Annotated in this window: 20 protein-coding genes; 10 read left to right on the forward strand and 10 right to left on the reverse strand. The window is 70.3% G+C overall.

The window, feature by feature from the left end; genetic code table 11:
- Positions 1-57: 57 nt before the first annotated feature.
- From atzF to OO69_RS28860, 4 genes are all read right to left on the reverse strand, one after another.
- A complete protein-coding gene (gene atzF, locus OO69_RS28845; RefSeq protein ID WP_033283745.1) occupies positions 58-1,710 on the reverse strand; it encodes an allophanate hydrolase in 1,653 nt (550 codons plus the stop codon).
- Positions 1,711-1,824: 114 nt separating this feature from the next.
- On the reverse strand, positions 1,825-5,334 hold the full coding sequence (locus OO69_RS28850) for a 5-oxoprolinase/urea amidolyase family protein (protein ID WP_033283746.1): 3,510 nt from the start codon (positions 5,332-5,334) through the stop codon (positions 1,825-1,827).
- Positions 5,331-5,954, reverse strand: a complete 624-nt coding sequence (locus OO69_RS28855; RefSeq protein WP_051801260.1) for an urea amidolyase associated protein UAAP2 — start codon at positions 5,952-5,954, stop codon at positions 5,331-5,333. The genes OO69_RS28850 and OO69_RS28855 overlap by 4 nt, the downstream gene beginning before the upstream one ends.
- Complete coding sequence (locus tag OO69_RS28860) at positions 5,951-6,775, reverse strand: urea amidolyase associated protein UAAP1 (RefSeq protein WP_033283747.1); 825 nt, start codon at positions 6,773-6,775, stop codon at positions 5,951-5,953. The genes OO69_RS28855 and OO69_RS28860 overlap by 4 nt, the downstream gene beginning before the upstream one ends.
- A gap of 175 nt (positions 6,776-6,950) precedes the next feature.
- Here OO69_RS28860 and OO69_RS28865 point away from each other — a divergent pair, with 175 nt between their 5' ends.
- The 6 genes from OO69_RS28865 to OO69_RS28890 all read left to right on the forward strand — a co-directional run bounded on the left by OO69_RS28865 (position 6,951) and on the right by OO69_RS28890 (position 12,443).
- Positions 6,951-7,586, forward strand: a complete 636-nt coding sequence (locus tag OO69_RS28865) for a TetR/AcrR family transcriptional regulator (protein WP_033283748.1) — start codon at positions 6,951-6,953, stop codon at positions 7,584-7,586.
- Between the two features lie 321 nt (positions 7,587-7,907).
- On the forward strand, positions 7,908-9,494 hold the full coding sequence (locus OO69_RS28870; RefSeq protein ID WP_078652600.1) for a sensor histidine kinase: 1,587 nt from the start codon (positions 7,908-7,910) through the stop codon (positions 9,492-9,494).
- Entirely contained in the window at positions 9,491-9,898 is a 408-nt protein-coding gene (locus OO69_RS28875) for a roadblock/LC7 domain-containing protein (protein WP_019066134.1), read from the forward strand. Before OO69_RS28870 ends, OO69_RS28875 begins: the two co-directional genes overlap by 4 nt.
- On the forward strand, positions 9,895-10,299 hold the full coding sequence (locus OO69_RS28880; protein WP_033283750.1) for a DUF742 domain-containing protein: 405 nt from the start codon (positions 9,895-9,897) through the stop codon (positions 10,297-10,299). The genes OO69_RS28875 and OO69_RS28880 overlap by 4 nt, the downstream gene beginning before the upstream one ends.
- Positions 10,280-10,900, forward strand: coding sequence for a GTP-binding protein (locus tag OO69_RS28885; RefSeq protein ID WP_019064914.1), 621 nt, complete (start codon positions 10,280-10,282; stop codon positions 10,898-10,900). The genes OO69_RS28880 and OO69_RS28885 overlap by 20 nt, the downstream gene beginning before the upstream one ends.
- Positions 10,901-10,952: 52 nt before the next feature.
- Positions 10,953-12,443, forward strand: a complete 1,491-nt coding sequence (locus tag OO69_RS28890) for a cytochrome P450 (RefSeq protein WP_033283751.1) — start codon at positions 10,953-10,955, stop codon at positions 12,441-12,443.
- Positions 12,444-12,461: 18 nt separating this feature from the next.
- Here OO69_RS28890 and OO69_RS28895 read toward each other — a convergent pair whose 3' ends face one another.
- From OO69_RS28895 to OO69_RS28915, 5 genes are all read right to left on the reverse strand, one after another.
- Positions 12,462-13,403, reverse strand: a complete 942-nt coding sequence (locus tag OO69_RS28895; RefSeq protein WP_078652601.1) for an RluA family pseudouridine synthase — start codon at positions 13,401-13,403, stop codon at positions 12,462-12,464.
- A gap of 31 nt (positions 13,404-13,434) precedes the next feature.
- Positions 13,435-14,439 carry a terpene synthase family protein gene (locus OO69_RS28900; protein WP_033283753.1) on the reverse strand — a complete coding sequence of 335 codons (1,005 nt, stop codon included), beginning with the start codon at positions 14,437-14,439 and terminating at the stop codon, positions 13,435-13,437.
- 717 nt (positions 14,440-15,156) lie between these two features.
- Positions 15,157-16,734, reverse strand: coding sequence for an amino acid permease (locus tag OO69_RS28905; protein WP_033283754.1), 1,578 nt, complete (start codon positions 16,732-16,734; stop codon positions 15,157-15,159).
- 243 nt (positions 16,735-16,977) lie between these two features.
- Complete coding sequence (locus OO69_RS28910; protein WP_033283774.1) at positions 16,978-17,823, reverse strand: siderophore-interacting protein; 846 nt, start codon at positions 17,821-17,823, stop codon at positions 16,978-16,980.
- 89 nt (positions 17,824-17,912) lie between these two features.
- Entirely contained in the window at positions 17,913-18,842 is a 930-nt protein-coding gene (locus OO69_RS28915; protein WP_234444555.1) for a 5'-3' exonuclease, read from the reverse strand.
- 209 nt (positions 18,843-19,051) lie between these two features.
- Here OO69_RS28915 and OO69_RS28920 point away from each other — a divergent pair, with 209 nt between their 5' ends.
- The 4 genes from OO69_RS28920 to OO69_RS28935 all read left to right on the forward strand — a co-directional run bounded on the left by OO69_RS28920 (position 19,052) and on the right by OO69_RS28935 (position 23,583).
- A complete protein-coding gene (locus tag OO69_RS28920; protein WP_033283756.1) occupies positions 19,052-20,101 on the forward strand; it encodes a quaternary amine ABC transporter ATP-binding protein in 1,050 nt (349 codons plus the stop codon).
- The gene (locus tag OO69_RS28925) at positions 20,094-21,917 is read left to right on the forward strand and encodes an ABC transporter permease/substrate binding protein (protein WP_033283757.1); all 1,824 of its coding nucleotides are present in this window, start codon (positions 20,094-20,096) and stop codon (positions 21,915-21,917) included. The genes OO69_RS28920 and OO69_RS28925 overlap by 8 nt, the downstream gene beginning before the upstream one ends.
- A gap of 383 nt (positions 21,918-22,300) precedes the next feature.
- Positions 22,301-22,864: a helix-turn-helix domain-containing protein gene (locus OO69_RS28930; RefSeq protein WP_033283758.1), complete on the forward strand. Its 564-nt coding sequence runs from the start codon at positions 22,301-22,303 to the stop codon at positions 22,862-22,864.
- A complete protein-coding gene (locus OO69_RS28935; RefSeq protein ID WP_033283759.1) occupies positions 22,864-23,583 on the forward strand; it encodes a helical backbone metal receptor in 720 nt (239 codons plus the stop codon). The genes OO69_RS28930 and OO69_RS28935 overlap by 1 nt, the downstream gene beginning before the upstream one ends.
- On the opposite strand, the gene OO69_RS28940 is transcribed toward OO69_RS28935, so the two are convergent.
- A complete protein-coding gene (locus OO69_RS28940; protein ID WP_033283760.1) occupies positions 23,510-24,619 on the reverse strand; it encodes a TDT family transporter in 1,110 nt (369 codons plus the stop codon). The two genes, OO69_RS28935 and OO69_RS28940, sit on opposite strands and share 74 nt — an antisense overlap.
- Positions 24,620-24,679 lie beyond the last annotated feature (60 nt).

The raw sequence follows: 24,679 nt of genomic DNA on the forward strand, positions 1-24,679 counted from the left end.
GCGTTGTGGCTGGTCGCGCAGTTCCCCGCGCCCCTGAGGGGGTGAGCCCTGAGGCCCTTAAGAGCTCAGGTAGGTTCGCCAGCCGCCGTGGGTTGTTATGTCCTCTGCGTCTGCCAGCGCCGCTGGCTCGCAGAGGAAGCCCGGGGCGCTTGTGCCGTCTGCCAGTTCGACGCTTCCGAGCGTCATTGGGCGGGGCAGGCTCGCCAGCAAGTAGCCCAGGCCCTCTGCCGGTAGGCGCCAGATCTCTGCCTCTATCGCCGCTCCGCCTTCGCCCACGTGAACCAAGCCCGGCTTGGGGGGAGTTGTTGTGAGGGCGTGTAGGCGGTAGACCGGGGCCGTTGTGGTGGTGCGGTCCAAGCGGGCGCCCAGGGAGAGTAGTTGGGGGTTCAGGGGCTGGCCCGTCAGGTGGGCGCCGACTACGGCTATGTGGGTCTCCGGGGCCAACTCGCGTGCTATGCGCGCCAAGCGGTCGTCCGTGAAGGCCGGCCCGATCAGCATCACGCCGAAGGGCAGGCCGTTCACCTTGCCGGACGGGACTGCCACCGCCGCCAGGTCGAAGAGGTTCGTGGAGTTGGTGAAGCGGCCCAGGCGGGCGTTGGCGCCCAGGGGGTTGGCCGCTACCTCGGACAGGGTGGGGTGGCCCGGAGTTGTCGGGAGCAACAGGGCGTCCGCGTCTGCCAGTTCGGAGAGGGCTCGGGTGCGGAGGGCGGCCAGGCGTTCCTCGTCCGCGTACAGCTGGTGGGCCGGGATGTCTCGGGCTCGGGTGATGATGCCGGCGACTGTGGGGTCCAGGCCCTCGGTGCCGGATGCGATCGCCTTGTCGACAAATGCCCCTACCGCTGTGTAGCGCTCCGCCACGAACGCGCCCTCGTAGAGCATCGCCGCCGCTTCCGTGAACGGGGTGAGGTCCAGGGTGCGGATCTCGGCACCCGCGTCGGACAGGCGGGTCACTGCCTCCTCGTAGGCCTCCGACCAGCCCTCGTCCAGTTCGCCCAGCTGGTCCCGTGGGGGGACCGCTATGCGCCAGGGGCCCGGGGTGCGCTGGGGGAGGGGCGGGAGGGCGCGGGTCGGTGGGGAGGTCATGAAGGACAGGGGCTGTTCGGCCTCGGGGAGGGTGCGGGCGAAGACCGTCACGCAGTCGATCGACGCGCAGGCCGGGACCACGCCCGCCGTGGGGACCAGGCCCCGGGTGGGCTTCAGGCCGACGATGCCGTTGAAGGCGGCGGGGACCCGGCCCGAGCCCGCCGTGTCGGTGCCGAGGGCGAAGTCGACGATGCCGAGGGCCACGGCTACGGCCGAACCCGCGCTGGAGCCGCCGCTGATCCGCTCGGGATCGTGGGCGTTGCGGACCGCGCCGTACGGGGAGCGGGTGCCGACCAGGCCTGTGGCGAACTGGTCGAGGTTCGTGGTGCCGAGCACGATCGCGCCTGCCGCGCGGAGACGGGCCACCACCGGGGCGTCGGCCTCCGGGGCGTAGGCGTACGACGGGCAGCCCGCCGTGGTCGGGAGGCCGTGGACGTCTATGTTGCCCTTGGCCGCGAACAGGCGCCCCGCGAGGGGGAGTTGCTCGCCCGCCGTCACTCGCTCGTCGATGGCCCGTGCCTCGGACTCCACGTCCGGCTGCGGGCGCAGGTCGATCCAGATCTCCGGGCGGTTCACCGCCTCTATGCGGGCGTAGGCGGCTCGGACTCGGGACACGGTGGTCGACATCTCTGGTGCTCCTTGCGGTTCGGCTTGCGACGGGGGCGGGGTCCGGGCTTGGTGCGCGGGGGCGAGGGCGGATGGGCGCCGTGACGTGCGGCTTGCTGGGTTCGGTGTTCTGGCTCAGCTCGCTGGGGCCAGGACCAGCAGCGCCGTGCCCGCTTCCACCTGGTCGCCGGGCCTGGCCAGGATTTCCGTGACTATGCCGGCCATGGGCGCGTGCACCCTGGACTCCATCTTCATCGCCTCCAGGGCCAGCAGGGGTTGGCCTGCCGTCACCTCGTCGCCCGGCTCCACGTTCAACTGCCAGACGGACGCGGCGAATTCGGCCTCCACCAGGCGCCCGCCCGCCGGGACCGTCACCTCGGCCTGCGGTGGGGCCGGGGCGGCAGCCGCCTCCGCCCGGGTGAACTCGCCTGCCGCTTCCCAGGCATCGCGTTCCGCGCCGAACGCGGTTTGCTGGCGGGACCTGAACTCCGCGATGGACTCGGCGTGTTCGGCGAGGAACGCCTCGTACTCGGCGAGGGAGAACGTGCCCTCCTCGATGCGCGGGACGAAGCGGCCGGAGGTGATGTCGGCCCGGAGTTCGAGGAGTTCGTCCGGTTCCACCGGGTACCACTTGATGCGGTCGAAGAAGCGGAGGAGCCAGGGGGAGCCTTGCTCGAACGCGCCGCGTTGCTGCCACCCCGACCAGACCTGGGTCGTCCTGCCCACGAACTGGTAGCCGCCGGGGCCCTCCATGCCGTAGATGCAGAGGTATGCCCCGCCGATACCGACCGAGTTCTCGGCGGTCCAGGTGCGGGCCGGGTTGTATTTCGTCGTCACCAGGCGATGGCGGGGGTCCAACGGGGTGGCCACGGGCGCGCCCAAGTAGACGTCTCCCAGGCCCAGTACGAGGTATTCCGCGTCGAAGACCGTGCCGTAGACGTCCTCGACCGAGTCCAGGCCGTTGACGCGGCGGATGAACTCGATGTTCCAGGGGCACCAGGGCGCGTCGTCGCGGACGCCGGCCATGTAGCGGGCGATGGCCTCGCGGGTCGCCGGGTCGTCCCAGGAGAGGGGGAGGTGGACCGTGCGGGAGGGGACGATCAGTTGGTCCGTGGGTGGGAGTGCTGCCGCTATCTCCCTTACGGAGGTGAGGAGTTGGGATTGGGCGAGGCGGGTCGGGTCCGTCTGGATCTGGAGCGAGCGGATGCCCGGGGTGAGGTCCGTGACGCCCTCGAAGTCGGCCTCCGCTATCGCCTCCATCAGGGCGTGGACCCGCATGCGCTGCGCCAAGTCCAGCTGCATGGGGCCGAATTCGACGAGGAGGTTGTCGTCGCCGCTGCGGCGGAAGGTGACGTCTCCGTCCCTGGCCAGGATTCCGCCGTCCACTATGGCGGGGCGGGGTGAGCCGTCGACGTTCACCGGGGCGAAGCGGACCGTGTCGCCGGGCCTGAACTGGCCCAGTTTCCAGCGCTCTTGGCTGATGACCGTCGCCGGGCAGACGAAGCCGCCGAGGGACGGGCCGTCGGGGCCGAGCAGGACCGGCATGTCGCCTGTGTAGTCGACGGCGCCCACCGAGTACGGGGTGTCGTGGATGTTGGACGGGTGCAGGCCCGCCTCGCCGCCGTCGGTGCGGGCCCAGCGGGGTTTCGGGCCGACCAGGCGGACGCCCGTGCGGGCCGAGTTGAAGTGGACCTTCCAGTCGGCCGCGTAGAAGTCGCGGATGTCGTCCTCGGTGAAGAACTCCGGTGCCGCGTGCGGGCCTTCGACCGCTGCCACGTCCCATACGGCGGCGAAAGCCGGGCGGTCGGCGGTGGGTACGGGTGTGCCCTCGGCGACCGTGCCGCCGTGCAGGACGTCACCGGTGCGCAGGGCTCGGCCGCCGTGGCCGCCGAAGCGGCCCAGGGTGAAGGTGCTCGCGCTGCCGAGGAAGGCGGGGACGTCCAGGCCGCCTGCGACCAACACGTAGGTACGCAGGCCGTGTTCGGCCGGGGTGCCGATCTCCAGGGTCGCGCCCGCCGGTACCGTCACCGGTTCCCACTGCGGGACCGGGGTGTTGTCGATCGTCACCGGTGCCGGGGCGCCCGTCACGCACACCGTGGTGGCGTGGGTGAACCTCAACGTCGGTCCCTGGAGGGTGCATTCGAGGCCGGGGGTGCCCTCCTCGTTGCCGAGCGCGCGGTTGCCGAGGCGGAAGGAGAGGTCGTCCATCGGGCCGCACGGGGGGACGCCGACCTGCCAGTAGCCGGTGCGGCCGGGCCAGTCCTGGACCGTGGTGAGGGTGCCGCCGGAGACGATCTCGATGCGGGGGGTGGGGTCCGTGACGGTGGTGAGGGTTGCCGTGGAGTGGGTGGCCGCGCTGAAGTCCGGCTCCGCCAGGGCCGCCCGGACCAGGCCGAGGTTCGTCTCGATGCCGTCCACTCGGGTGCGGGCCAGTGCCTCGTCGAGGCGCCTGAGCGCGTGGGCGCGGTCGAGGCCGTAGGCGATGACCTTCGCGAGCATCGGGTCGTACGACGTCGTCACCTCGGTGCCGGTCTCCACCCAGCCGTCGACGCGTACGCCGTCCGGGAACTCGACCCGGGTCAACAGGCCCGCGCTGGGCCGGTGTTCGCGGGACGGGTCCTCGGCGTAGACGCGGGCCTCGAAGGCGTGGCCGCGTGGGGAGCCCGGGTCGCGGACGACGTCGGGCTCGCCCTGGGCCAGCCGTAGCATCCAGGCGACCAGGTCGACGCCGTAGACCTCCTCGGTGACCGGATGTTCCACCTGGAGACGGGTGTTGACCTCCAGGAAGTAGGCCTCCTCGCGGGTCGCGTCGTAGACGAACTCGACGGTGCCTGCGGAGCGGTAGCCGACCGAGGCGCACAAGTCGCGGGCTGAGGAGGCCAGTTGGGCGCGGATGTGGTCGGGGAGGCCCGGGGCGGGGGCCTCCTCCACCACCTTCTGGTTGCGGCGCTGGAGGGAGCAGTCGCGGTCGCCGAAGGTGACGACCTTGCCCTTGCCGTCGCCGAAGACCTGGACCTCGACGTGGCGGGCGTGTTCGACGAGGCGTTCCAGGAAGACTCCGGCCGAGGAGAAGGAGGCGGCGGCCACGCGCTGGACCCGTTCCCAGGACTCGGTGAGTTCGGCGGGGGAGTGGCAGGCCGACATGCCGATGCCGCCGCCTCCGCCGGTCGCCTTGAGCATGACGGGGTAGCCGATCAGCTGCGATTGGGCGAGCGCCTCGTCCAGGTTCGCCAACAGGTCTGTGCCTGGGGCTAGTTGGACTCCGGCCGTCTCGGCTGCCGCTCGTGCTGTGTGCTTCGCGCCGAACAGCTCCAACTGTGCGGGAGTTGGGCCGACGAACACGATTCCGGCGTCCTCGCAGCGGCGGGCGAAGGCCGCGTCCTCGGAGAGGAAGCCGTAGCCGGGGTGGATCGCGCCCGCGCCCGTGTCCTTGGCCGCCTTGAGTACCAAGTCGGCGTCCAGGTATGACTCTTTGGCGGGTGCCGGGCCGAGTCGTACCGCCTCGTCGGCGAGGCGTACGTGGGGTGCCGCGCGGTCGGCGTCGGAGTACACGGCGACCGTGCGCAGGCCGAGTTCGCGGGCCGTGCGGATGATGCGGACGGCTATCTCGCCCCGGTTGGCGATCAGCAGCGTGTCGAAGGTCATCCGGAGACCCCGATCGTCATCTCCACCGCTGTCGGGTCGAAGCCGTTGCAAGGGTTGTTGATCTGGGGGCAGTTGGAGACCAGGACGAGGACGTCGCGTTCGGCGCGCAGGGTGAGTTTGAGGCCCGGGGCGGAGAGGCCGTCGACGATGCCGAGGGTGCCGTCCTTCTCGACCGGCACGTTCATGTACCAGTTGATGTTGGAGACCAGGTCGCGCTTGCCGAGGCCGTAACGGGCGCCCTCCGCGAGGAAGTTGTCCACGCACGCGTGCTGCGACCAGGTGTGATGGCCGTAGCGCAGGGTGTTGGACTCCTTGGAGCAGGCGCCGCCGACCGTGTCGTGCCGGCCGACCTCGTCGTCCGTGACGGTCATCAGCGGGGTGTGCTCGTTGGACATCAGCACGCTGCCGGTGGTCAGGAACAGGTTGCCCTGGGCCTGGATGGTGTCGGGGGCGCTGTAGCGGACCGACGTGTCGTGGGCGTCGTAGACGAGGAAGTCGACGGCCTGGTTGCCGTGCAGGTCGGTGATGGTGAGGGTCTCGCCGGTGCGGATGACGGCGGACCAGGCGGCGCGGGCCGGTACTTCCACCGTCTGCACGGCCGGTGCGTCCTCGGTCTTCATATGAGCCCCCTCGCGGCAAGGAATTCGGTGGTGTTGAGGAAGGCGCGGCGGCCTTCGGGCGTGGCCTCCCACAGCGGGTCGCCCGGCTTGGTGGCCTCGGCGCGCCAAGCGAGCACCTCCAGCGGGGAGTTGACGTAGTCGTCGCGCGGGTCGGCCGGATGCGGGACGTTCGCGATCAGTACGGTCACGTCCTGTTCGGCGCGCAGGGTCACGCTGCCGCCGGGGCCCGTCGAGCCGGTGAAGTCGAGGGAGCCGTCGTCGCGGATCTCGACGCCCTGGAAGAAGGAGAGCGAGGGCGGCAAGTCCCGTGGTTCCAGGCCGTTCTTGGCAGCCGCGAGCTTGAACAGCTCCCGTCCGGCGGGGGAGTCGGACTGCGGGGTGCCGTCGCCGTAGCGCTCGGTGTTGCGGACCAGGGTGGAGGTGCCGCACAGCGCGTCGTGCCGGCCGGAGGTGTCGGCGACGAGGGAGGCGAGGACGCGGCCCTGGTCGGAGAGGAGGAGCTGGCCCTCGCCGAGGTAGGCGTTCCACTGGACCTTGACCGTGTCGGCGACGTTCAGGCGCTCCCAGGGACGGTCGGCCGCGTAGAGGAGGAGGTGGGCGCAGGCGTCGCCGCGGAGGTCGGTCAGGCGGAGTTCGGTGCCGCGGGCCAGGACGCGGTGGGTGTAGTTGCCACCCGCCACCGTCTCGGCCCACACCAGGTGGCCCGCCTCGCAGGGCGGGGCCGGCCAGTCGCCGGCCGGGACGACGGGCATCGCCTCGGCCCGCTTGCCTTCCTGGGCACGGGCGTGGTCGCGGGCTCCGTAAGTGGTCGCTGTCGCCATCGCGGGGGACCTCCGGCTGCGGGGACGTGGTGGTCGCGCGGCATTTCTGTCGCTCGACAGAAATTAGGAGGCGGGCGGGTCACCGGGGTTGCCCGGGTGTTGCCGCTCGGTTACCGAGCCCTCACCAAGATCGCCGGGCCGTCGCCGTGCGGGGCCGTGTGCGAGGATCGAACGCATGGGGACACCAGGTGCACAGGGGGGCCGCCGGGTCGGCAGGCCGCGGGCCGATCAGCGGCCGGACAGCGGACTGACCCCGCGCGCCGAACTCCTCTCCGCCGCCGCCGAGTTGTTCACCACCCGGGGCTACGCGGCCACCACCACGCGGGCCGTCGCCGAGCGCGCGGGCATGCGGCAGGCGTCGATGTACCACTACGTCTCCGGCAAGGAGGAGCTGCTCGCGGACCTCCTGGAGTCCACGGTCACGCCCTCGCTGACGTACGCCCGGGAACTCCTCACGGACGACGCGACCCCGGCCGAGGGGCGGCTGTGGGAGCTGTGCCGTACGGACGTCGAGCTGTTGTGCGGCGGTTCGCACAACCTCGGCGGGCTGTATCTGCTGCCCGAAGTGCGCGCCGAGCGGTTCGCCGGTTTCCATGCCGTACGCGCTGAACTCAAGGACGCCTACCGGCAGTTGCTCGCCGCGACCGCGGCCGGTGGCGCGCTCGCCAAGAGTGAGTTGGAGCTGCGGACGGATCTGGTGTTCGGGCTGATCGAGGGCGTCATCCTCGTGCACCGTTCCGATCCCGAGCGGCCGGTGTCCGCCTTCGCGGAGGCGACGGCCGACGCGGCGTTGCGCATCGCGGGAATCTGAGCCGGAATTCGGGCCTGAACCCGAGCCGGAACCGGGGCTTCACTCGTTACGGTGAGTGATTTTCGTATGCCCGTTCACCGTAACGCGCTGTGTGCGATTGAAGCCGCAGCGTGTAAATGGGCTGAGGGTACTCCCCTTCCGTGTCCCTTTTCAGGGGCTTGCTGAATATGACACAGCGGTGATCCGGTCGGACTAAGCTCGCCCGCAGCGCACCGAGTTGGGCTGTATTCGTGCGCTTGTTCCCAAACATGCAAAAGATACAGAAGCTCCCCCCGGATTTCCCCCCAATCCCCCCAGTCGACCTGTCTTTAGAGGGCATACATGGTGAGTGTTCAATCGCCCCCCGGTGGCCGTGAACTTCCCTACGCGCGCGTGCTGTTGCCGCCTGCCATAGTGATGGCCACGGCGACCGGGGCCGCCGTCGCCCTGGTGGCGGGGCCTGCCCGGATCGCCGTCGGCTGGTGCGGAGCCGTCGCCACCCTGCTGGTGATCATGACGGCGGCCGAAGCGGTACGTCGCGGACGCAACCTGCGGGACCTGCGCGCCGCGCACGACCGTCACACCGCGTATCTGGAACGGCGGCTCGCCGACCAGAACCAAGAGATGGTCCGCCTCGGTCAGGAGATCCTGCCCGCCACGCTGCACCGGCTCAGCACTGGAGAATCCCCCGGAGAGGTGATTCGCCAAGTCGTCGACGCCGATCCGGAGTGGCGGCAACTTCCCGATCCGCAGCGCGACTTGCTGCGGACCGTGCTCAGGATCGTGGAGCGCGAGGAGAACATGCGTGACTCCGCGCAGCGTTCCTTCGTCAGCATCGCCCGCCGTGTGCAGGCCATCGTCCACCAACAGGCCAAGGAACTCCGGGAGATGGAGGAGGACCACGGCCGTAACCCCGAGGTCTTCGACGACCTCCTGCGCATCGACCACGGCACCGCGCTGATCGGCCGTCTCGCCGACTCCATCTCGGTGCTCGGCGGTGGCCGCCCGGGCCGCCAGTGGCCCGAACCGGTGCCGCTGTACAGCGTGTTGCGCGGCGCCATGTCCCGCATCCTGGAGTACCGCCGCATCGAGCTGCACTCCATCGCCAAGGTCAACATCCGCGGCATCTCCGTCGAGCCGGTCATCCACGCGGCGGCCGAACTCCTCGACAACGCCACGCGTTACTCGCCCCCGCAGACCAAGGTGCACGTCACCGCCGTAGAGGTGCAGACCGGTGTCGCCATCGAGATCGAGGACGGCGGCGTCAGCCTCAGCGAGGAGTCGCGGGCGCGGGCCGAGGGCATGCTGGAGCGTGCCAAGGCCGGTACCGACCTCCAGGACCTGGGCGAGAGCCCGCGCCTGGGCCTCCAGGTCGTCGGCCGGCTCTGCGCGACGTACAACATGCAGATCTCGCTGCGCGCCTCGGCCTACGGCGGCGTCCGCGCCGTCCTCATCGTGCCCAGCGAGATGCTCACGCCCGGCACCGCACCCGGACTCGCCCACGGCATCGGCGCCACCGCCATGCCCAAGGCCGAACTCGGCGCGGTCGACGGCCCCAAGCGCACGATCAAGCGGCGCCGTCCCACCAGCCCGCGCATCCCGGCCTCGGTGAGCATGGAGGACGAGGTTCCCGAGGTCACCGAGTGGACGGCGGGCGGCCTGCCGCAGCGCCGCAGCCGGGTCAAGGTCCCGCTCGCGCAGCGGTACGCCGAACAGGCCGCCGCCGAGCGCGCCGAGGCCGCCGCCAGGGAGGCCCGCTCCGCCTGGGGCGCGCCCGAGCCCGAGCCGGAGAAGAAGGACGAACCCGAACCGGGCCTGTGGGTCGAGGCGTTCATGGAAGGCCTCAAGGGTGACCCGGACCCGACCGCTTTCACCCAGAAGACCGAGCCGGCCCGAGTCGAGGCCGACGACGAGGGGGACCTCAAGTGATCCAGCAGCGAGCCAACTTCGACTGGATGCTCAAGGATCTCGCCGACGGCGTGCCCGGCATCCAGCAGATCGTGGTCCTGTCCGCCGACGGGCTGCGCATCGCCCGCTACGGCGGCGACCCGGACGCGGCCGACCGCGTCGCCGCGGCCTGTGCCGGACTGCAGAGCCTGGCGGGCGCCGTCGCCTCCGAGATCCCGGGCAGCGACGGCCGGATGAAGATGGTCATCATCGAGATCAACGGCGGCTACTTCTATCTGATGGCCGCCGGCGCCAACGCCTACCTGGCCGTCCTGTCCGACGTGGTCGCCGAGCCCGGCCTGATGAGCAACCGCATGCGTGACCTCGTCGTCAGAATCGGCGCCCACCTCACCAGCCCGCCGAGGCGCAACGGGCAGACCGTATGACTCCTCCGCAACGCCAGCGGCGACATCCGAAGGATGGGCCGCCGCCCGAGCCCGCCAAGAAGCAGGGCGAAGGAAAGATCCCGGAGCGGCTGTACGTGCTCACCGGCGCGGCCGAGGACGGCGACCGGGCCGAACTCGACCTGGTCACGCTGATCGTGGCGCGTTCCGACGCGCCGCAGTCGGCCACTCCCGAGCAGGCGGCCCTGCTCGGGCTCTGTATCGCCCCCCTTTCCGTGGCCGAGCTGTCGGCCTACCTGAACCTGCCGTACAGCGTGGTGACCGTCCTGCTCACCGAGCTGCTGACGGCCGAACTGGTGCAGGCGCGCGCCCCGATCGTCCGCCAGGCGCTCCCCGACCGTTCCCTCCTCGAAGCGGTGATGCATGGACTTCAAAAGCTCTGACACCATCACGGGCCCTCGGACCGAGGACCATCTCCCGCACACGGCCCAGGCCGCGGTGAAGATCGTGATCGTCGGCGGCTTCGGGGTCGGCAAGACGACCATGGTCGGTTCGGTCAGCGAGATCAGGCCGCTGACCACCGAGGAGACCATGACGCAGGCCGGCGTCGGCGTCGACGACAACTACGGCTCGGACACCAAGACGGCCACCACCGTCGCGATGGACTTCGGCCGCATCAGCATCACCGACCAGCTGGTGCTGTACCTCTTCGGCACCCCCGGCCAGGAACGCTTCTGGTTCCTGTGGAACGGGCTGTTCGAGGGCGCGCTCGGCGCGGTGGTGCTGATCGACACGCGGCGCCTCGAAGTCAGCTTCGACGTCATAGGGCGGCTGGAGGAGCGCGGGGTGCCGTTCGTGATCGCCGTCAACTCCTTCCCGGACGGCCCGCATTACCCCGTCGAGGACCTGCGCACGGCGCTCGACCTGTCCCCGGACGTCCCCATCATCGAGTGCGACGCGCGCCGCCGCGCCTCCAGCCGGGACGTCCTGATGACGCTGATGCGCTTCCTGCACTCCCTGGCGATGACGGGCTCACTCACCTGACCCGCCCAACTCCCCCGACACCGGATCCACTTCAGTTCCCGGAGCGATCACTGTGACGCCTGAACCTCACTCCCCGACCGGCACGGACGACACCAGGCTCGGTCCGCCGCCCGGCTGCCCCGCGCACGGCACGGGCCCCGGCGGGCTGCGCCGACTGTACGGTCCCGAGGCCGAGGACCTGGGAGCCGTGTACGAGAAACTCCGCGCCGAACACGGTGCGGTGGCCCCCGCGCTGCTGCACCAGGACGTGCCGATCTGGGTGGTGCTCGGTCACGGCGAGAACCTGCACATGGTGAGCAGCCCCTCGCAGTTCTGCAAGGACAGCCGGTTGTGGACCGCCATGCTGGACGGCACGGTCAAGCCCGACCACCCGCTGATGCCGCACTTCGCCTGGCAGCCCATCTGCGCGCACGCCGAGGGCGACGAGCACCGGCGGCTGCGCGGCGCGGTCACCGGAGCCATGTCGACCATCGACCACCGGGGCATCCGCCGCCACATCAACCGGGCCACCCAACACCTCGTCAACCAGTTCTGCGAGGACGGCAACGCCGACCTGGTCGCGGAGTTCGCCGAGCATCTGCCGATGGCGGTCATGTGCGAGATCCTCGGCATGCCCGAGGAGTACGGCGACCGGCTGGTACAGGCCGCCCGCGACTGTCTCAAGGGCACGGAGACCGCGCTCGCCAGCCACGCCTACCTCATGGAGGTCCTCAGTCGGCTCGCCGTACGGCGCCGGGTCCAGCCGCAGGAGGACTTCACCAGCCATCTCGTCACCCACCCGGCGGGGCTCACCGACGACGAGGTCAGGGAACACCTGCGCGTGGTGCTCCTCGCCTCCTACGAGACCACGGCGAACCTCCTCGCCAACGTGCTGCGCATGGTGCTCACCGAACCGGGCTTCCGGGCCCAGCTGAACGGCGGCCAGATGACCGTGCCCGAGGCGGTCGAGCAGTCACTGTGGGACGAGCCGCCGTTCAGTACCGTCTTCGCCTACTTCGCCAAGCAGGAGACGGAGCTGGGCGGCCAGCGCATCCGCAAGGGCGACGGACTGCTGTTCGCGCCCGCGCCGGGCAACGTGGACCCCCGGGTGCGGCCCGACCTCAAGGCCAACATGATGGGCAACCGCTCGCACCTCGCTTTCGGCGGCGGCACTCACGAGTGCCCGGGCCAGGACATCGGCCGTGCCATCGCCGACGTGGGCGTCGACGCGCTGCTGACCCGGGTTCCGGACATCCAGCTCGACTGCGAGGAGGACGAACTGCGCTGGCGGTCGTCCATCGGGAACCGGCACCTGGTGGAGCTGCCGGTGAGGTTCACGCCGAAGGCCCAGCAGGACGTCGCCGAGCAGCCCGCCGTCAACCCGTCGCTGCGGCAGCGCCCGAACGACTGGCAGGTCAGCTTCGTGCCGACCCCGCCCACGGTTCCGGCGCCCGCCGCCCCGGTCGACGAGCCCACCGCCGTGCCCGCCGCGGCGCCGGTGCCCGAACCGGCCCACCGACCGGGCCTGTTGCGCCGTTTCCTGCGCTGGTGGCACGGCGAATGAGACGACCGGCCACCGGGGTCACCCCGCCCACTCCTCGTACGACGACCAGGCCCGCAGCACCCGCGGGCTGACGAACCGGTGCTCGCACCCCGTGACCGGATCGGTGAACTCCAGGACCCGCGCCAGCAGTTGGAGCGGACGGCGGAAATCACCGGCCGGCACGGGGTCGGTCACCACCGGATAGAGCGGATCGCCGAGGATGGGCACGCCCAACGCGCTCATGTGCACCCGCAGTTGGTGCGTCTGCCCGGTACGCGGAGTGAGCCGGTACCGGGCCCGCCCGTGCCGGTGCTCCAGCAGCTCGACCCGGCTGATGGCGTTGGGCTCGCCCTCGACCTCCTGGGCCGCCAGGATCCCGCGCTCCTTGACGATCCGGCTGCGCAGGGTGCGCGGCAGGGTCAGCGTCGGGTCGTACGGGGCCACCGCCTCGTACTCCTTCGCCACCCGCCGGTCGCGGAAGAGCGACTGGTACGCGCCGCGCTCCTCCGGTCGCACGATGAACAGCACCAGCCCGGCCGTCAGCCGGTCGAGGCGGTGGGCCGCGCCCAGTGCCGGGATTCCCAGCTGCCGCCGCAGCCGCGCCAGGGCCGTCTCGGCGACGTGGCTGCCGCGCGGGGTGGTGGCCAGGAAGTGCGGCTTGTCGGCCACCACCACGTGCTCGTCCCGGTACACGACGTCGATCGGGAACGGCACGCGCTCCTCGTCCGGCAGCTCCCGGTGGAACCACACGAACGTCCCGGGCGCGTACGCCGTGTCCCGCGACACCGGGCGTCCGGTGACGTCCACGATCCGTCCCTCGGCGAGCATGGTGTCGATCACCTCGGCCCCGGCCGCGAGCCGCGCCACGAGATGATCCCGCACGGTCGCCCACGCGTTCCCGGCCGGCAGCCGCACCCGCACCGGGTCCACTCCGTCGCGCTGGGGCAGCGGAGAGGGCGGGGGCGGGGTACGGCGTCTCATCACGATCAAGCGTACGCGGCGGTTCGGGTCCTCAGGATCCGAGAACGGTGGCGGGCACGTCTCCCGGGGCGGGCGCCTGATACCGCGGGGCGGTGGTCGTCCAGGCGTCGACGGCGGCGAGGTGGTAACCCATCACTTCGACGACGGCCGACAACTGCTCACGGTCGTTGCCGTTCAGTCGCAACTGTTCGCAGATGTCCGGGAGTTGAGTCTTCTCAAGGTGTTCGTACTCCGACTGCCTGGCCGTGCGCAGCCGGGTGATGACGGTCGCGGCCTCGTCGATGGAGATGTCCAGGAACCTCGCGAACACGAGGACGAAGTTGCATATCTCGTCCTCCTTCTCGACCTCTCGACGGTAGGAGCGGACGTCGTTGTAGAGCGTCTGAAGGTCTATCCAGGCGTCCGTCAGCGCACGGAAGGGACGGGAGCGGCGCACCCGGGCCGGCACTTCCGCGGCGGCCACGTGCTCGGCGAGGCAGATCCCGACCTGGCCGCCGAACGAGCCGCGGCGGCGGACAAGGTACTCGGCCGGATCAGGGATACGCCCGGAGCGCATGCACTCCAACTCCCAGCACTGGCCGTCGGCATATTCCAGTACGGCATTCCGCATGTTACGTTTCCACTCCGTCGACCTGGTCGGAGTCATCCGTGTCCATAAATCGGCAAGGGACCTCTCTATGGGGTGCTTCGGCATCGCGTGGGAGATGCCGTGCAACGGCATGAACAGCGACAGCCGGTCCACCAGGGCCCGCGCTCCCTGGAGGTCGCGCTCGGGTTTGAACGTCCGCGGGAACAGCAGGTCGAGGGCGAACATCCACGCGTAGAGGTGGTACGCCAGGAACAGCTCGTCCTTGTCCGCGCCGGGGTAACACCACGCGGTGCAGTCGGCGAGTCCGATGGCCGCCCACTCCTCGGGGTCGGCGGCGACGGGCAGGAGCCCCATGTCGTACGTCCAGTCGTCGCCGCTGCGATTGAGCAGGTCGACGTTCGGGTTCCCCTGCCATGTGTAATGCGCTCGGAGCGCGGATGTGCTCATCGTGCTGATCTCCTGTCGGGACGCAAGACCTGGCATCAGCAGTGGTTGTCAGGCCTTTCGGCTTGGGCGGAGCACGGAATCGGAGACTCGCGGAGGGTGACCTCGGGCCGCCGCACGCAGCCGACGGCCAGGGCTACGGCCCCCTTGGCGGCTGGGTGGGGGCGGAGCCCTTGACGGTGCCCTCCGGGTGACGGAGTCGACCAAGTCCACGAACTGCGCGCTGTACTCCCTGCGCCGTGACGGCGCCGTGGCTGATTAGTACACGGACAAGACCTGCGGGCTGAACCGGTCGAGCGGGCATCGTCGACCGCGCGCCGGGTGATGACGTCAGCCATGGCCGAGGCCATGGCGGCGACCGCCGGACGGTGCGGTCGCGGGGCGTCTCCACCTTCCGATGTGCCTGCGGGTCCAGTCAACTGTTCGAGGCCGGTCGGAACTCAAGCAAGGCGCTGTCGCGAGGTGTTGGGCCGCCGGCCGTCGCGGACATCCGGGCATCACCTCCGACGGGCCCGGGTGCGACATCGCGTCATGTCGTCAATTCGCCCTGAAAGGCCCTTGCTTCGGACCATGCGACGGCCCACGTCTCCCCAAAAGGGCGTGCTGCCCCGGCGCATGGTGCTACCCCGGCGCATGGAGCGGTTCTCCGCTTGCCGGATGCGCGGCTTCACGCTCCGTCCAGTGCGCCGTCCATGCGCCGCCAACCGACCACAACAAGGCTTATTCAGGCGGCAGTTGAGTAGAATCCGCAAGGGATCGAGCAGGTTCGGTCGCGGAGCGCACGCGCCGCGCGCGCATGAGCCGGTACAAGGCTCCGAACACAACCGTCACCACCAAGAACAACACCGTGAACCACTGGAAGTACCAGTGCCCACCCGCCGGGTCGTACACAGCGGCCCGCGGCCACGCCAGGTTGACGGTCATGACCAGGCCGTAGAGAAGCGCCAGCGCGTTGACCGGCACCCCCCACCGGCCCAGGGAGAACAGGCGCGCGCCCGTCTCGTCCGCGCCCTCCACCTCGAACTCGCCCCGCACGCGCCGGAACAGCAGCGGGCCCGTCACCATCGCGTACGCCAGGTACAGCATCACGATGCAGGTCGTGCCGATGGCGAGGAACGCGTCCGGGGAGGCGAAGTTGAGAAGGAGCAGGGCGGCCGACAGGATGCCTACGACGATGGCCGGGGCGCTGGGCATGCCCGTGCGGGGGTTGACCTTGGACAGGCGGGCGGAGAAGGGGAGTTGGCCGTCCCGGGCCATCGAGAAGAGCATGCGGCAGGCCGCCGTCTGGATGGCCAGCGTCGCTACGGCGATCGCCACCACCACGTCCGCCAGCAGGGCCTTGCCGACGCCGTCGCCGAGGCTGCTCGTGAGGACGTAGCTCAGGCCGTCGACGCCCAGATGGCCGTCGGTCAGGCTGGGGGCGGCGAGGAGGCCGCCGAGGATGATCAGGCCGCCGAGCAGGCCCGCCGCGCTGAGCGCGGTGAGGATCGTGCGGGGCGCGGTGCGGCGGGGGTTGTGGGTCTCCTCGCTCATCTCGCCCGCGCTGTCGAAGCCGATCATCACGTACGCCGCCGTGAACGACCCCACCAGCAGGGCGCCGAGCAGTCCGCCCTCCAGGCTGCCGGTCGTGTGGAAGGTGATGCTCGGGGTGCGCTTCGAGTGGGTCAGGAGGAGGACGACGATCAGGATCGCGCCGATGATCTCCGCCGTCACGCCGACCCGGTTGATCACCGACATCACGCGGTTGTCGAGGATGTTCACCAGCGTCGTCAGGACCAGCAGGATCACGCCCAGGACCGCCGCGTTGGCCGCGCCGTCCGGTGAGGTGGGGGCCGGGTCGCCGCCCACCAGCTGGAAGCCCGACCAGATCGCCGGCAGCACCATCTGGAGGGCCAGCGCGGCTGCCGCGACCACCACGATCTGGCCTATCACCATGATCCAGCCCGCGAACCAGCCGAAGGTCGCGTTGGAGAGGCGGGACGACCACTGGTAGATCGCGCCCGAGATCGGGTAGCGCGCGGCCAGTTCAGCGAAGCAGGCGGCCACCAGGAGCTGGCCGGCCAGCACGATCGGCCAGGCCCAGAAGAAGACCGGGCCGCCGAACGCGTACCCGAAGGCGAAGAACTGGAAGACGGTCGTCAGTACGGAGATGAAGGAGAACCCGGCCGCGAACGACGCGTACCGGCCCAGGCTGCGGTGCAGCTCCTGGCGGTAGCCGAACTCCGCGAGGGAGCCGTCCTCGGGGGAGGGGGAGTTGGGCGGATCGGGGCGTAGGTCGGAGGGGGCTGTTGTGGTCACGGCGGCACCTGCCTTCGGCGCAGGAGAGCGGAATCCTGACGGCGACAGCGGAATTCCTGTCGGGTGACAGAAATTAGGGAGCCGCTGTTTCCGCCGCGTCACGCCGCCGTGTCTGTGACGGGCCTAAGTCCTCACGCCGATGGACTCGTTCCGGTCATAGCGGCCATCGGCGCGACCGGCTCGGGCATGACGAAGGGGCGGTGCCCGAAGGCGCCGCCCCGTTCCCCGGTTCTCTCCCCGGCGCTACGCGGCCGCCGAAGCCCCCTCCTGCTCCGCCTCGATCTTCGCGTTCCACTCCCGCTTCGACGCCTGCCAGCCGTCCTCGTTGTGGCCCAGGCGCCAGTAGCCGGAGATCGACAGATCCTCGCGCGGGATCGCCAACTCGACGCGCAGCAGGGCGCGGAGGTCTTTCACGAAGGCCGCCTCGCCGTGCACGAAGGCGTGCATCCGGCCCTCGGGGAACTCCAGCGCCCGTACGGCCTCGGCGAGTGTCTCGCCGACGGGACGGTCGCCACGGTGCAGCCAGACGACCTCGATGTCGGAGTCGATCTTCTGCTCCTCCTCCGGGCCGGAGATCTCCACGAAGGCGTGGGCCGTCGCCCCCTCGGGCAGCGACTCCAGCGCGCGGGCGATCGCGGGCAGCGCGCTCTCGTCACCGGCGAGCAGATGCCAGTCGGCGCCCGCGTCGGGGGCGTAGGCGCCGCCGGGGCCCATGAAGTGGACGGTCTCGCCCGGCTGGACCCGGGTCGCCCACGGCCCGGCGAGGCCCTCGTCGCCGTGGATCACGAAGTCCAGGGTCATCTCGAGGTGCTCGGGGTCCCAGGCGCGCACGGTGTAGGTGCGGGTCACCGGCCACTGCTCGCGCGGGAACTCGGCGCGGATGCGCTCCACGTCGAAGGGCTCGGGGTAGACCGCGCCCCCGGCCGGGAACAGCAGTTTCACGTAATGGTCGGTGCAGGTGTCCGCCGAGAACTCGGCCAGACCCGCGCCGCCGAGCACCACACGCTGCATATGGGGAGTCAGGCGCTCGGTGCGGACGACCTGCGCGGAGTGGGGCTTACGCGGCTTCCGTGCCGGACGTTCTGCCATGACGGCCTCCCAGGTTCCCATGCTTAGGCTTACCTAAGTTAGCACTAGATTCTTTGGTAAAAGCAAGAAAGCGAGGGCAAGAACAATGCTTATGCGCTCAGCGTGGTGAGCAGCCGCTGCAATGATCCGCCCAGCCCCCAGCGGTCCGCCAGCGCGCTCACCAGCTCAGGGTCGCGCGGGGCGTGCGGGAGCGTCGTATCGACATCCGGCAGGGGTACGTCGTCGGCGACCCGCACGACCTTGGGCGCGACCGCGACGTACGGCCGTGATTCGTCGAGCCGCTTGCGCTGCGAGGGGGTCAGCTTGGACTTGGGGTCGTCGATCGCGGCCATGATGCCGGCCACGTCCCCGAACTCGGCGAGCAGCTTCGCCGCCGTCTTCTCGCCGATCCCGGGGACGCCCGGCAGACCGTCGCTCGGGTCGCCGCGCAGCAGCGCCAGATCCACGTAGCCGCGCCCGTCGACGCCGTACTTCTCGCGCAGGAACGCTTCGTCCGTGACTTGGAGCGTGCCGACGCCCTTGATCGGATACAGGACGCGGATCCCGCGGGCGTCGTCGACGAGCTGGTACAGGTCGCGGTCGCCGGTGACGATGTCGACCGGGCCCTTCGCGTGCGCCGTGAACGTGCCGATCACGTCGTCGGCCTCGTACGGCTCGACGCCGACGCGCGCGATGCCGACCGCGTCGAGGACGGCCCCGATGATCGGCACCTGCGGGGAGAGCGTGTCCGGCACCTCCTCCGCGTCCGGGCCGCTCTCGCGGACCTCGGCGACGCGGTGCGCCTTGTAGGTCGGGATGAGGTCGACGCGCCACTGGGGCCGCCAGTCCGCGTCCATACAGGCGACCAGCTGGTCGGGGCGGTGGTCCTTGACCAGGCGGTCGATGAATTCGAGCAGTCCGCGTACGGCGTTCACCGGCGTGCCGTCCGGTGCCTTCACGGACTCCGGGACGCCGAAGTAGGCGCGGAAGTAGAGCGAGGCGGTGTCGAGGAGCATCAGTCGTCCGGTCACGCCTCGCATCATGCCGCACGACGGCGCGACGACCACCCCTCGATGTCACCCGGAGGGACCAACACCGCCTGGTGGTGAGCTGGGCCACTCCTGTGTTTGCGCCCGGGAAGCCTGGGAAGGCGCGGCCTCGGAGCGATGCCGGTTGCACATTCAACCGTCGAGGGGCCCTCGGGTCCGTCGCCGTCGCCTCCCGTCCTGTCCCCGACCGAGAGGTACGCGTGTCAGCCAGGCTAGAAGCCGAGCATCTGTACAAGGTGTTCGGCAGACGACCCGACCAGGCAGTCGAACGGCTCCGCGAAGGAGCCGACCGGGAGGAACTGCGCGCCGACGGCACCACCGCCGCCGTGATCGACGCCTCCTTCTCCGTCGCACCGGGCCAGATCTTCGTCGTCATGGGCCTGTCCGGCTCCGGCAAGTCGACCCTCCTGCGGATGCTCAACGGACTCCTGGAGCCCACCGCGGGCCGCGTCCTCTTCGACGGCCAGGACCTGACCGCGCTCGGCGACCGCGAACTCCGCGAGGTCCGCGCCCGCAAGATCAGCATGGTCTTCCAGCACTTCGCGCTCTTCCCGCACCGCAGCGTCCGCGAGAACGCCGCCTACGGTCTTGAAGTGCAGGGCGTGCCCCGCGCCGAGCGCCTCAAGCGCGCCGGCGAGGCGCTCGCCCTGTGCGGCCTGGCCGGCTGGGAGGACTCCTGGCCCGACGAGCTGTCCGGCGGTATGCAGCAGCGCGTCGGCCTGGCCCGCGCGCTCGCCACCGACGCCGACCTGCTCCTCATGGACGAGTCGTTCAGCGCCCTCGACCCGCTGATCCGCCGGGACATGCAGGACCAACTCCTGGAACTGCAGCAGTCGTTGAAGAAGACGATCGTCTTCATCACCCACGACCTCAACGAGGCCATGCGCCTGGGCGACCGCATCGCCGTCATGCGCGACGGCCGTATCGTCCAGACCGGCACGGCCGAGGACATCCTGCTGCGCCCCGCCAACGACTACGTCGCCTCCTTCATCCAGGACGTCGACCGCTCACGTGTGCTGACCGCGAGCTCCGTCATGGACACCGGTGTCGACGGCCACGAGGCCGACTGCGACTGCGCGACCGCCACCCCGGACACCCCCTTCACCGACCTGTGCGCGATCAGCGCCCGCCTCACCCACCCGGTCGCGGTGGTCGACGAGGCCGACGAGGTCGTAGGAGTCGTACCGCAGGAACGCCTTGTCGCGTTCCTCGGCGGGGACTCCGTGGAGGAGGTGACCGCCCATGCCTAGGCTCCCGCTCGGCGACTGGGTCGACTCCGGTGTCGACTGGCTCCTCGCCCACATGTCCTGGCTCTTCGACGCGATCAAGACGGTCGTCGAGGGCATGTACGACGGCATCAACGCGGTCCTCACCGCCCCCGAACCCCTGCTCCTCGCGGGCATCTTCGCCGTGATCGCCTGGTGGCTGCGCGGCTTGGTCGCGGGTGTCCTGGCCTTCGCCGGGTTCCTGCTCATCGACTCGCTGGATCTCTGGGACCGGGCGATGTCGACACTCGCCCTCGTCCTCGTCGCGACCGTCATCGCCCTGGTGATCTCGATCCCGCTGGGCATCTGGGCGGCCCGCTCCAAGACGGTCAGCGCGGTCGTACGACCCGCCCTCGACCTGCTCCAGACCATGCCGTCGATGGTGCTGCTGATCCCGGCGATCCTCTTCTTCGGCCTCGGCACCTCCGCCGGCGTGATCGCCACCCTGATCTTCGCGCTCGCCCCCGGCGTCCGCATGACCGAGCTGGGCATCCGCCAGGTCGACGCCGAACTCGTCGAAGCGGCCGAGGCGTTCGGCACCTCACCGCGCGACACCCTGTTGCGCGTCCAACTGCCGCTGGCGCTCCCGACGATCATGGCGGGCATCAACCAGGTGATCATGCTGGGCCTGTCGATGGTCGTCATCGCCGGCATGGTCGGCACCGGCGGCCTCGGCGGCGCCGTGAACGAGGCGATCGGCCAGCTCGACATCGGCTTCGGCTTCGAGGCGGGCGTCGGCATCGTCGTCCTCGCCATCTACCTCGACCGCATGACCAGCGCGCTCGGCACCCAGATCTCCCCGCTCGGCCGCAGGGCCGCCGCCAAGGCCCGCGCGTCCGACGGCGCCAAGCTCTGGAACTACCGCCCGCGCCCCGCGTTCGCGGTGATCGGCGTGGTCGTCCTCGCCCTCGTGGCGAGCGGCATCGGCGTCTTCGGCTCCTCCTCCGGCTCGAAGGCGACCGCCGCCGATGACGTCGGCAAGGGCAAGAACATCACCATCGGCTACATCCCCTGGGACGAGGGCATCGCCTCCACCTTCCTCTGGAAGGAGATCCTGGAGGAGCGCGGCTACAAGGTGACCACCACCCAGTACGCGGCGGGCCCGCTCTACACTGGCCTCGCCACCGGCCAGGTCGACTTCCAGACCGACTCCTGGCTGCCCACCACGCACGCCGAGTACTGGAAGAAGTACGGCAAGCAGCTCGACGACCTCGGCAGCTGGTACGGCTCCACGTCCTTGGAGCTGACCGTCCCGTCGTACGTGAAGGACGTCAACACCCTCGCGGACCTCAAGACCCACGCCTCCGAGTTCGGCGGCAAGATCACCGGCATCGAACCGAGCGCCGGAATGATGGGCCTCCTGAAGACCAAGGTCCTCAAGGAGTACGGCCTCCAGGGCTCCTACGACGTCGTCGATGGCTCCACCCCCGCGATGCTGGCCGAGCTGAAGCGGGCGTACGCCAAGAAGCAGCCGATCGTCGTCACGCTCTGGTCGCCGCACTGGGCGTACAGCGACTACAAGCTGAAGAAGCTCAAGGACCCGAAGAACGCCTGGGGCAAGGGCGACGGCGTGCACACCGTCGCGCGCAAGGGCTTCGCCGGCGACAACCCCGACGTGGGGAAGTGGCTGAAGGACTTCAAGATGACCGAGTCCCAGCTCACCGGCCTTGAGGCGCAGATCCAGAAGTCCGGCAAGGGCGGGGAGCAGGACGCCGTCCGCACCTGGCTGAAGCAACACCCGGGCCTTGTCGACCAGTTGGCCCCGGTCGCGAAGAACCAGAAGAGCCAGGCGGCCGGGTGACCTGACAGTCCCGCAGCCGCCGCCCCAGAGGTGGGCTCCGCCGCACGTTCCCCCCTTCGTGCGGCGGGGCCCACCTCTTTTGTGCCCCGATCCGGTACGAAAAGGATCCGGCCAACCACATAGCGCTACGAAACCCCGCAATCAGGCCCGAGGGATGAGCGGGAACACCGGCGACCGCGTACGCATTGAAGAGTAGAGACGAAGTCTCGCGCTGATCGAGGGTCGGCGGACCGTCGCGGACTGGCCAGAACCATGACGTCCGATCGCACGCTGTGTGACGTGGATGTGACAGGCGCATGAAACGGTTTGACGAACATGCGTAGGGTGCAGAGAACTCATCAGAGGCAACTGAAGACCGACGAGCGAAGGAGGGAGCCGGAGCGATGGGCGACCACAAAGAACAGCCCCTTCGGGTGGGTGCGGCCGTACGGCGGCGCCGCCGCGCGCTGTCGCTGACCCTCGCCGTCGTGGCCGAGCGCAGCGGCCTCTCGGTGCCTTTCCTGAGCCAGGTCGAGAACGACAGGGCCCGCCCCAGCCGCAGCTCCCTGGAGAAGGTGGCCGACGCCCTGCGCACCACGGCCGTCGAACTCCTCGCCGCCGCCGACCCCGCGTGCAGCGTCGACGTCGTCCGCGCGGAGGAGCCCGAGTCGGCCGAACCCCGGATGCGTTCCCTGGTGCGGGGCCATCACCAGCTGCACGCCTCGGAGTTCACCGGCGACCATGACGCCGGGCGCGAATTCCAGCACCGCAACGACGAGTTGATGTACGTCGCCGACGGCGCCGTCGAGATCGAGGCGGAGGGGCGCGCGTACCGCCTGGTGCGCGGCGACACGATGTACCTCACCGGCGGCGTCCGTCACCGCTGGCGCGCGACCGTGCCGGACACCCGGGTGGTCGTGGTCGCGGTGGCCGAGCACATCGAGGCGGTCCAGGACCGCCAGCGCTGATGCGCGTCGTCTCCCTCGTACCGTCGCTCACCGAGGCAATCGCGGTGACCCTGCCGGGAGTTGTGGTCGGCGCGACGGACTGGTGCAGCCACCCGCCGGACCTGGACGTGATGCGCGTCGGCGGCACCAAGAACCCGAAGCTCGACCAAATCATCACCCTCGCCCCCGACTTGGTGATCGCCAACGAGGAGGAGAACCGTGCACCGGACCTGACGGCCTTGCGCGAGGCGGGAGTTGAGGTCCTGGTCACCGAGGTGCGTGACGTCCCGCAGGCCTTCCGTGAACTGGCCCGGGTCCTGGACGCATGTGGTGCTCCGCTACGGCCGCGCTGGCTGGACGAGGCGGAGGAGGCGTGGGCTCAACTGCCGGAACCGGAACGCCGTGTCACCGCCGTCGTCCCCATCTGGCGCCGTCCCTGGATGGTCCTTGGCCGGGACACCTTCGCGGGCGATGTGCTGTCCCGGCTGGGCGTGGACAACGCGTACGCGACGCACGCCGACCGTTACCCCCGCGCCACGATCGACGAACTACGCGCGGCGGAACCGGACTTGGTGGTCCTCCCGGACGAGCCCTACCGCTTCACGGCCGACGACGGACCCGAGGCATTCACCGGCCTGCCCTGCGCGCTCGTCAGCGGCAGGCATCTCACGTGGTACGGGCCGTCACTGGGTGAAGCGCCACGGGTGCTGGGCGCGGCCCTGCGAGCAGCGCGCCGCTGAGCAGGCCGCGGGCCGTGTGCACGGCGGCGGTGGCCCAGGCGGCGACCAGGACGCCGTAGAGGACGATCGCGAGGCCGTCGTAGACGGCGAGGCCGGTGTGGTGGGACAGGGACTCGGCGCCGGTGACGCAGGTGCCGACCGGGAAGGTGAACGCCCACCAGGTCATCGTGAAGCGCATGCCGTGGCGGCGGGCGCGGACGACGTGCGCGGTGGCGAGGCCGAGCCAGAGCAGGGCGAAGCCCATGACGGGGACGCCGTAGAGGACGGCGAGGAGGCTGAAGGCCTGGGCGTCCGCGGGTGGTACGACACCGGGAGCGAAGTCCGCGAACTTGCCCACGGCGGTGGTGGATTGGCCCAGCGGGCCCAGGACCAGGAACAGCGTCGGGGTGAGCGCGAGGGGCAGCGGGCCGCCGGTGATGAGCCGGGCGAAGACCAGCGGGAGCATCAACAGCGTTGCCAGCAGGCTCAGTCCGAACATCGCGAAGCACGCGAGGAGCAGCGTCTCCCGGGGCTGTCCGGGCGGCAGGTGGGGCACCAGGAGCGGGCCGAGGGCCGCGGACACCATGGGCGCGACCACGGGCAGCAGCCACACCGGGGTCGCCTGCGCGGGGTGTACGTGGTGCCGTACGGCCATCAGGTACGGGACGGCGACGGCCGCCGCGAGCCCGATGAGCGTTCCGGCGCCGAACAGCACGGTGTCGAGGGCGACCGCCGCCCGGACGCCGATCCAGTCCCGTCCGACGACCAGGGTGCCGCCGCCCACCGCCAGCAGGGCCATCGCGAGGCAGCCGTAGAAGGGGGCCATCGCGGGGTCGAGGAGATGGGCGCGGGCCTGGTCGCGGTGGTGGGTCCAGTGCAGGGCGCGGGCGGCGAGCAGGGTCAGCAGCATCGCGAGGGAGAGGGCCCAGACGGCGGTGCAGGCCGTGCGCAGTCCCGGGAGGTGGAGCGGGAGCCCGGCACCGGCCGTGGCGACGATGGCGGTGCCCATGACGGAGGCGTACCAGTTGGGTCCGAGATGACGTACGGCGGTGACCATGCCTCCACCGTCTCGCCGACTGAGACACGCGACCAGGGAGTATGTGTCTATGGGGACATA

The sequence above is a fragment of the Streptomyces sp. NRRL F-525 genome, assembly GCF_000716605.1.
Classification (GTDB): domain Bacteria; phylum Actinomycetota; class Actinomycetes; order Streptomycetales; family Streptomycetaceae; genus Streptomyces.

Coding starts and splice junctions, on each gene's coding strand:
- OO69_RS28860 (WP_033283747.1), bottom strand. CDS start 6,775: ATGGCGACAGCGACCACTTACGGAGCCCGCGACCACGCCCGTGCCCAG.
- OO69_RS28930 (WP_033283758.1), top strand. CDS start 22,301: ATGGGCGACCACAAAGAACAGCCCCTTCGGGTGGGTGCGGCCGTACGG.
- OO69_RS28915 (WP_234444555.1), bottom strand. CDS start 18,842: ATGCGAGGCGTGACCGGACGACTGATGCTCCTCGACACCGCCTCGCTC.
- OO69_RS28880 (WP_033283750.1), top strand. CDS start 9,895: ATGACTCCTCCGCAACGCCAGCGGCGACATCCGAAGGATGGGCCGCCG.
- OO69_RS28910 (WP_033283774.1), bottom strand. CDS start 17,823: ATGGCAGAACGTCCGGCACGGAAGCCGCGTAAGCCCCACTCCGCGCAG.
- OO69_RS28855 (WP_051801260.1), bottom strand. CDS start 5,954: ATGAAGACCGAGGACGCACCGGCCGTGCAGACGGTGGAAGTACCGGCC.
- OO69_RS28885 (WP_019064914.1), top strand. CDS start 10,280: ATGGACTTCAAAAGCTCTGACACCATCACGGGCCCTCGGACCGAGGAC.
- OO69_RS28850 (WP_033283746.1), bottom strand. CDS start 5,334: ATGACCTTCGACACGCTGCTGATCGCCAACCGGGGCGAGATAGCCGTC.
- OO69_RS28940 (WP_033283760.1), bottom strand. CDS start 24,619: ATGGTCACCGCCGTACGTCATCTCGGACCCAACTGGTACGCCTCCGTC.
- atzF (WP_033283745.1), bottom strand. CDS start 1,710: ATGTCGACCACCGTGTCCCGAGTCCGAGCCGCCTACGCCCGCATAGAG.
- OO69_RS28870 (WP_078652600.1), top strand. CDS start 7,908: ATGGTGAGTGTTCAATCGCCCCCCGGTGGCCGTGAACTTCCCTACGCG.
- OO69_RS28895 (WP_078652601.1), bottom strand. CDS start 13,403: ATGAGACGCCGTACCCCGCCCCCGCCCTCTCCGCTGCCCCAGCGCGAC.
- OO69_RS28935 (WP_033283759.1), top strand. CDS start 22,864: ATGCGCGTCGTCTCCCTCGTACCGTCGCTCACCGAGGCAATCGCGGTG.
- OO69_RS28865 (WP_033283748.1), top strand. CDS start 6,951: ATGGGGACACCAGGTGCACAGGGGGGCCGCCGGGTCGGCAGGCCGCGG.
- OO69_RS28925 (WP_033283757.1), top strand. CDS start 20,094: ATGCCTAGGCTCCCGCTCGGCGACTGGGTCGACTCCGGTGTCGACTGG.
- OO69_RS28900 (WP_033283753.1), bottom strand. CDS start 14,439: ATGAGCACATCCGCGCTCCGAGCGCATTACACATGGCAGGGGAACCCG.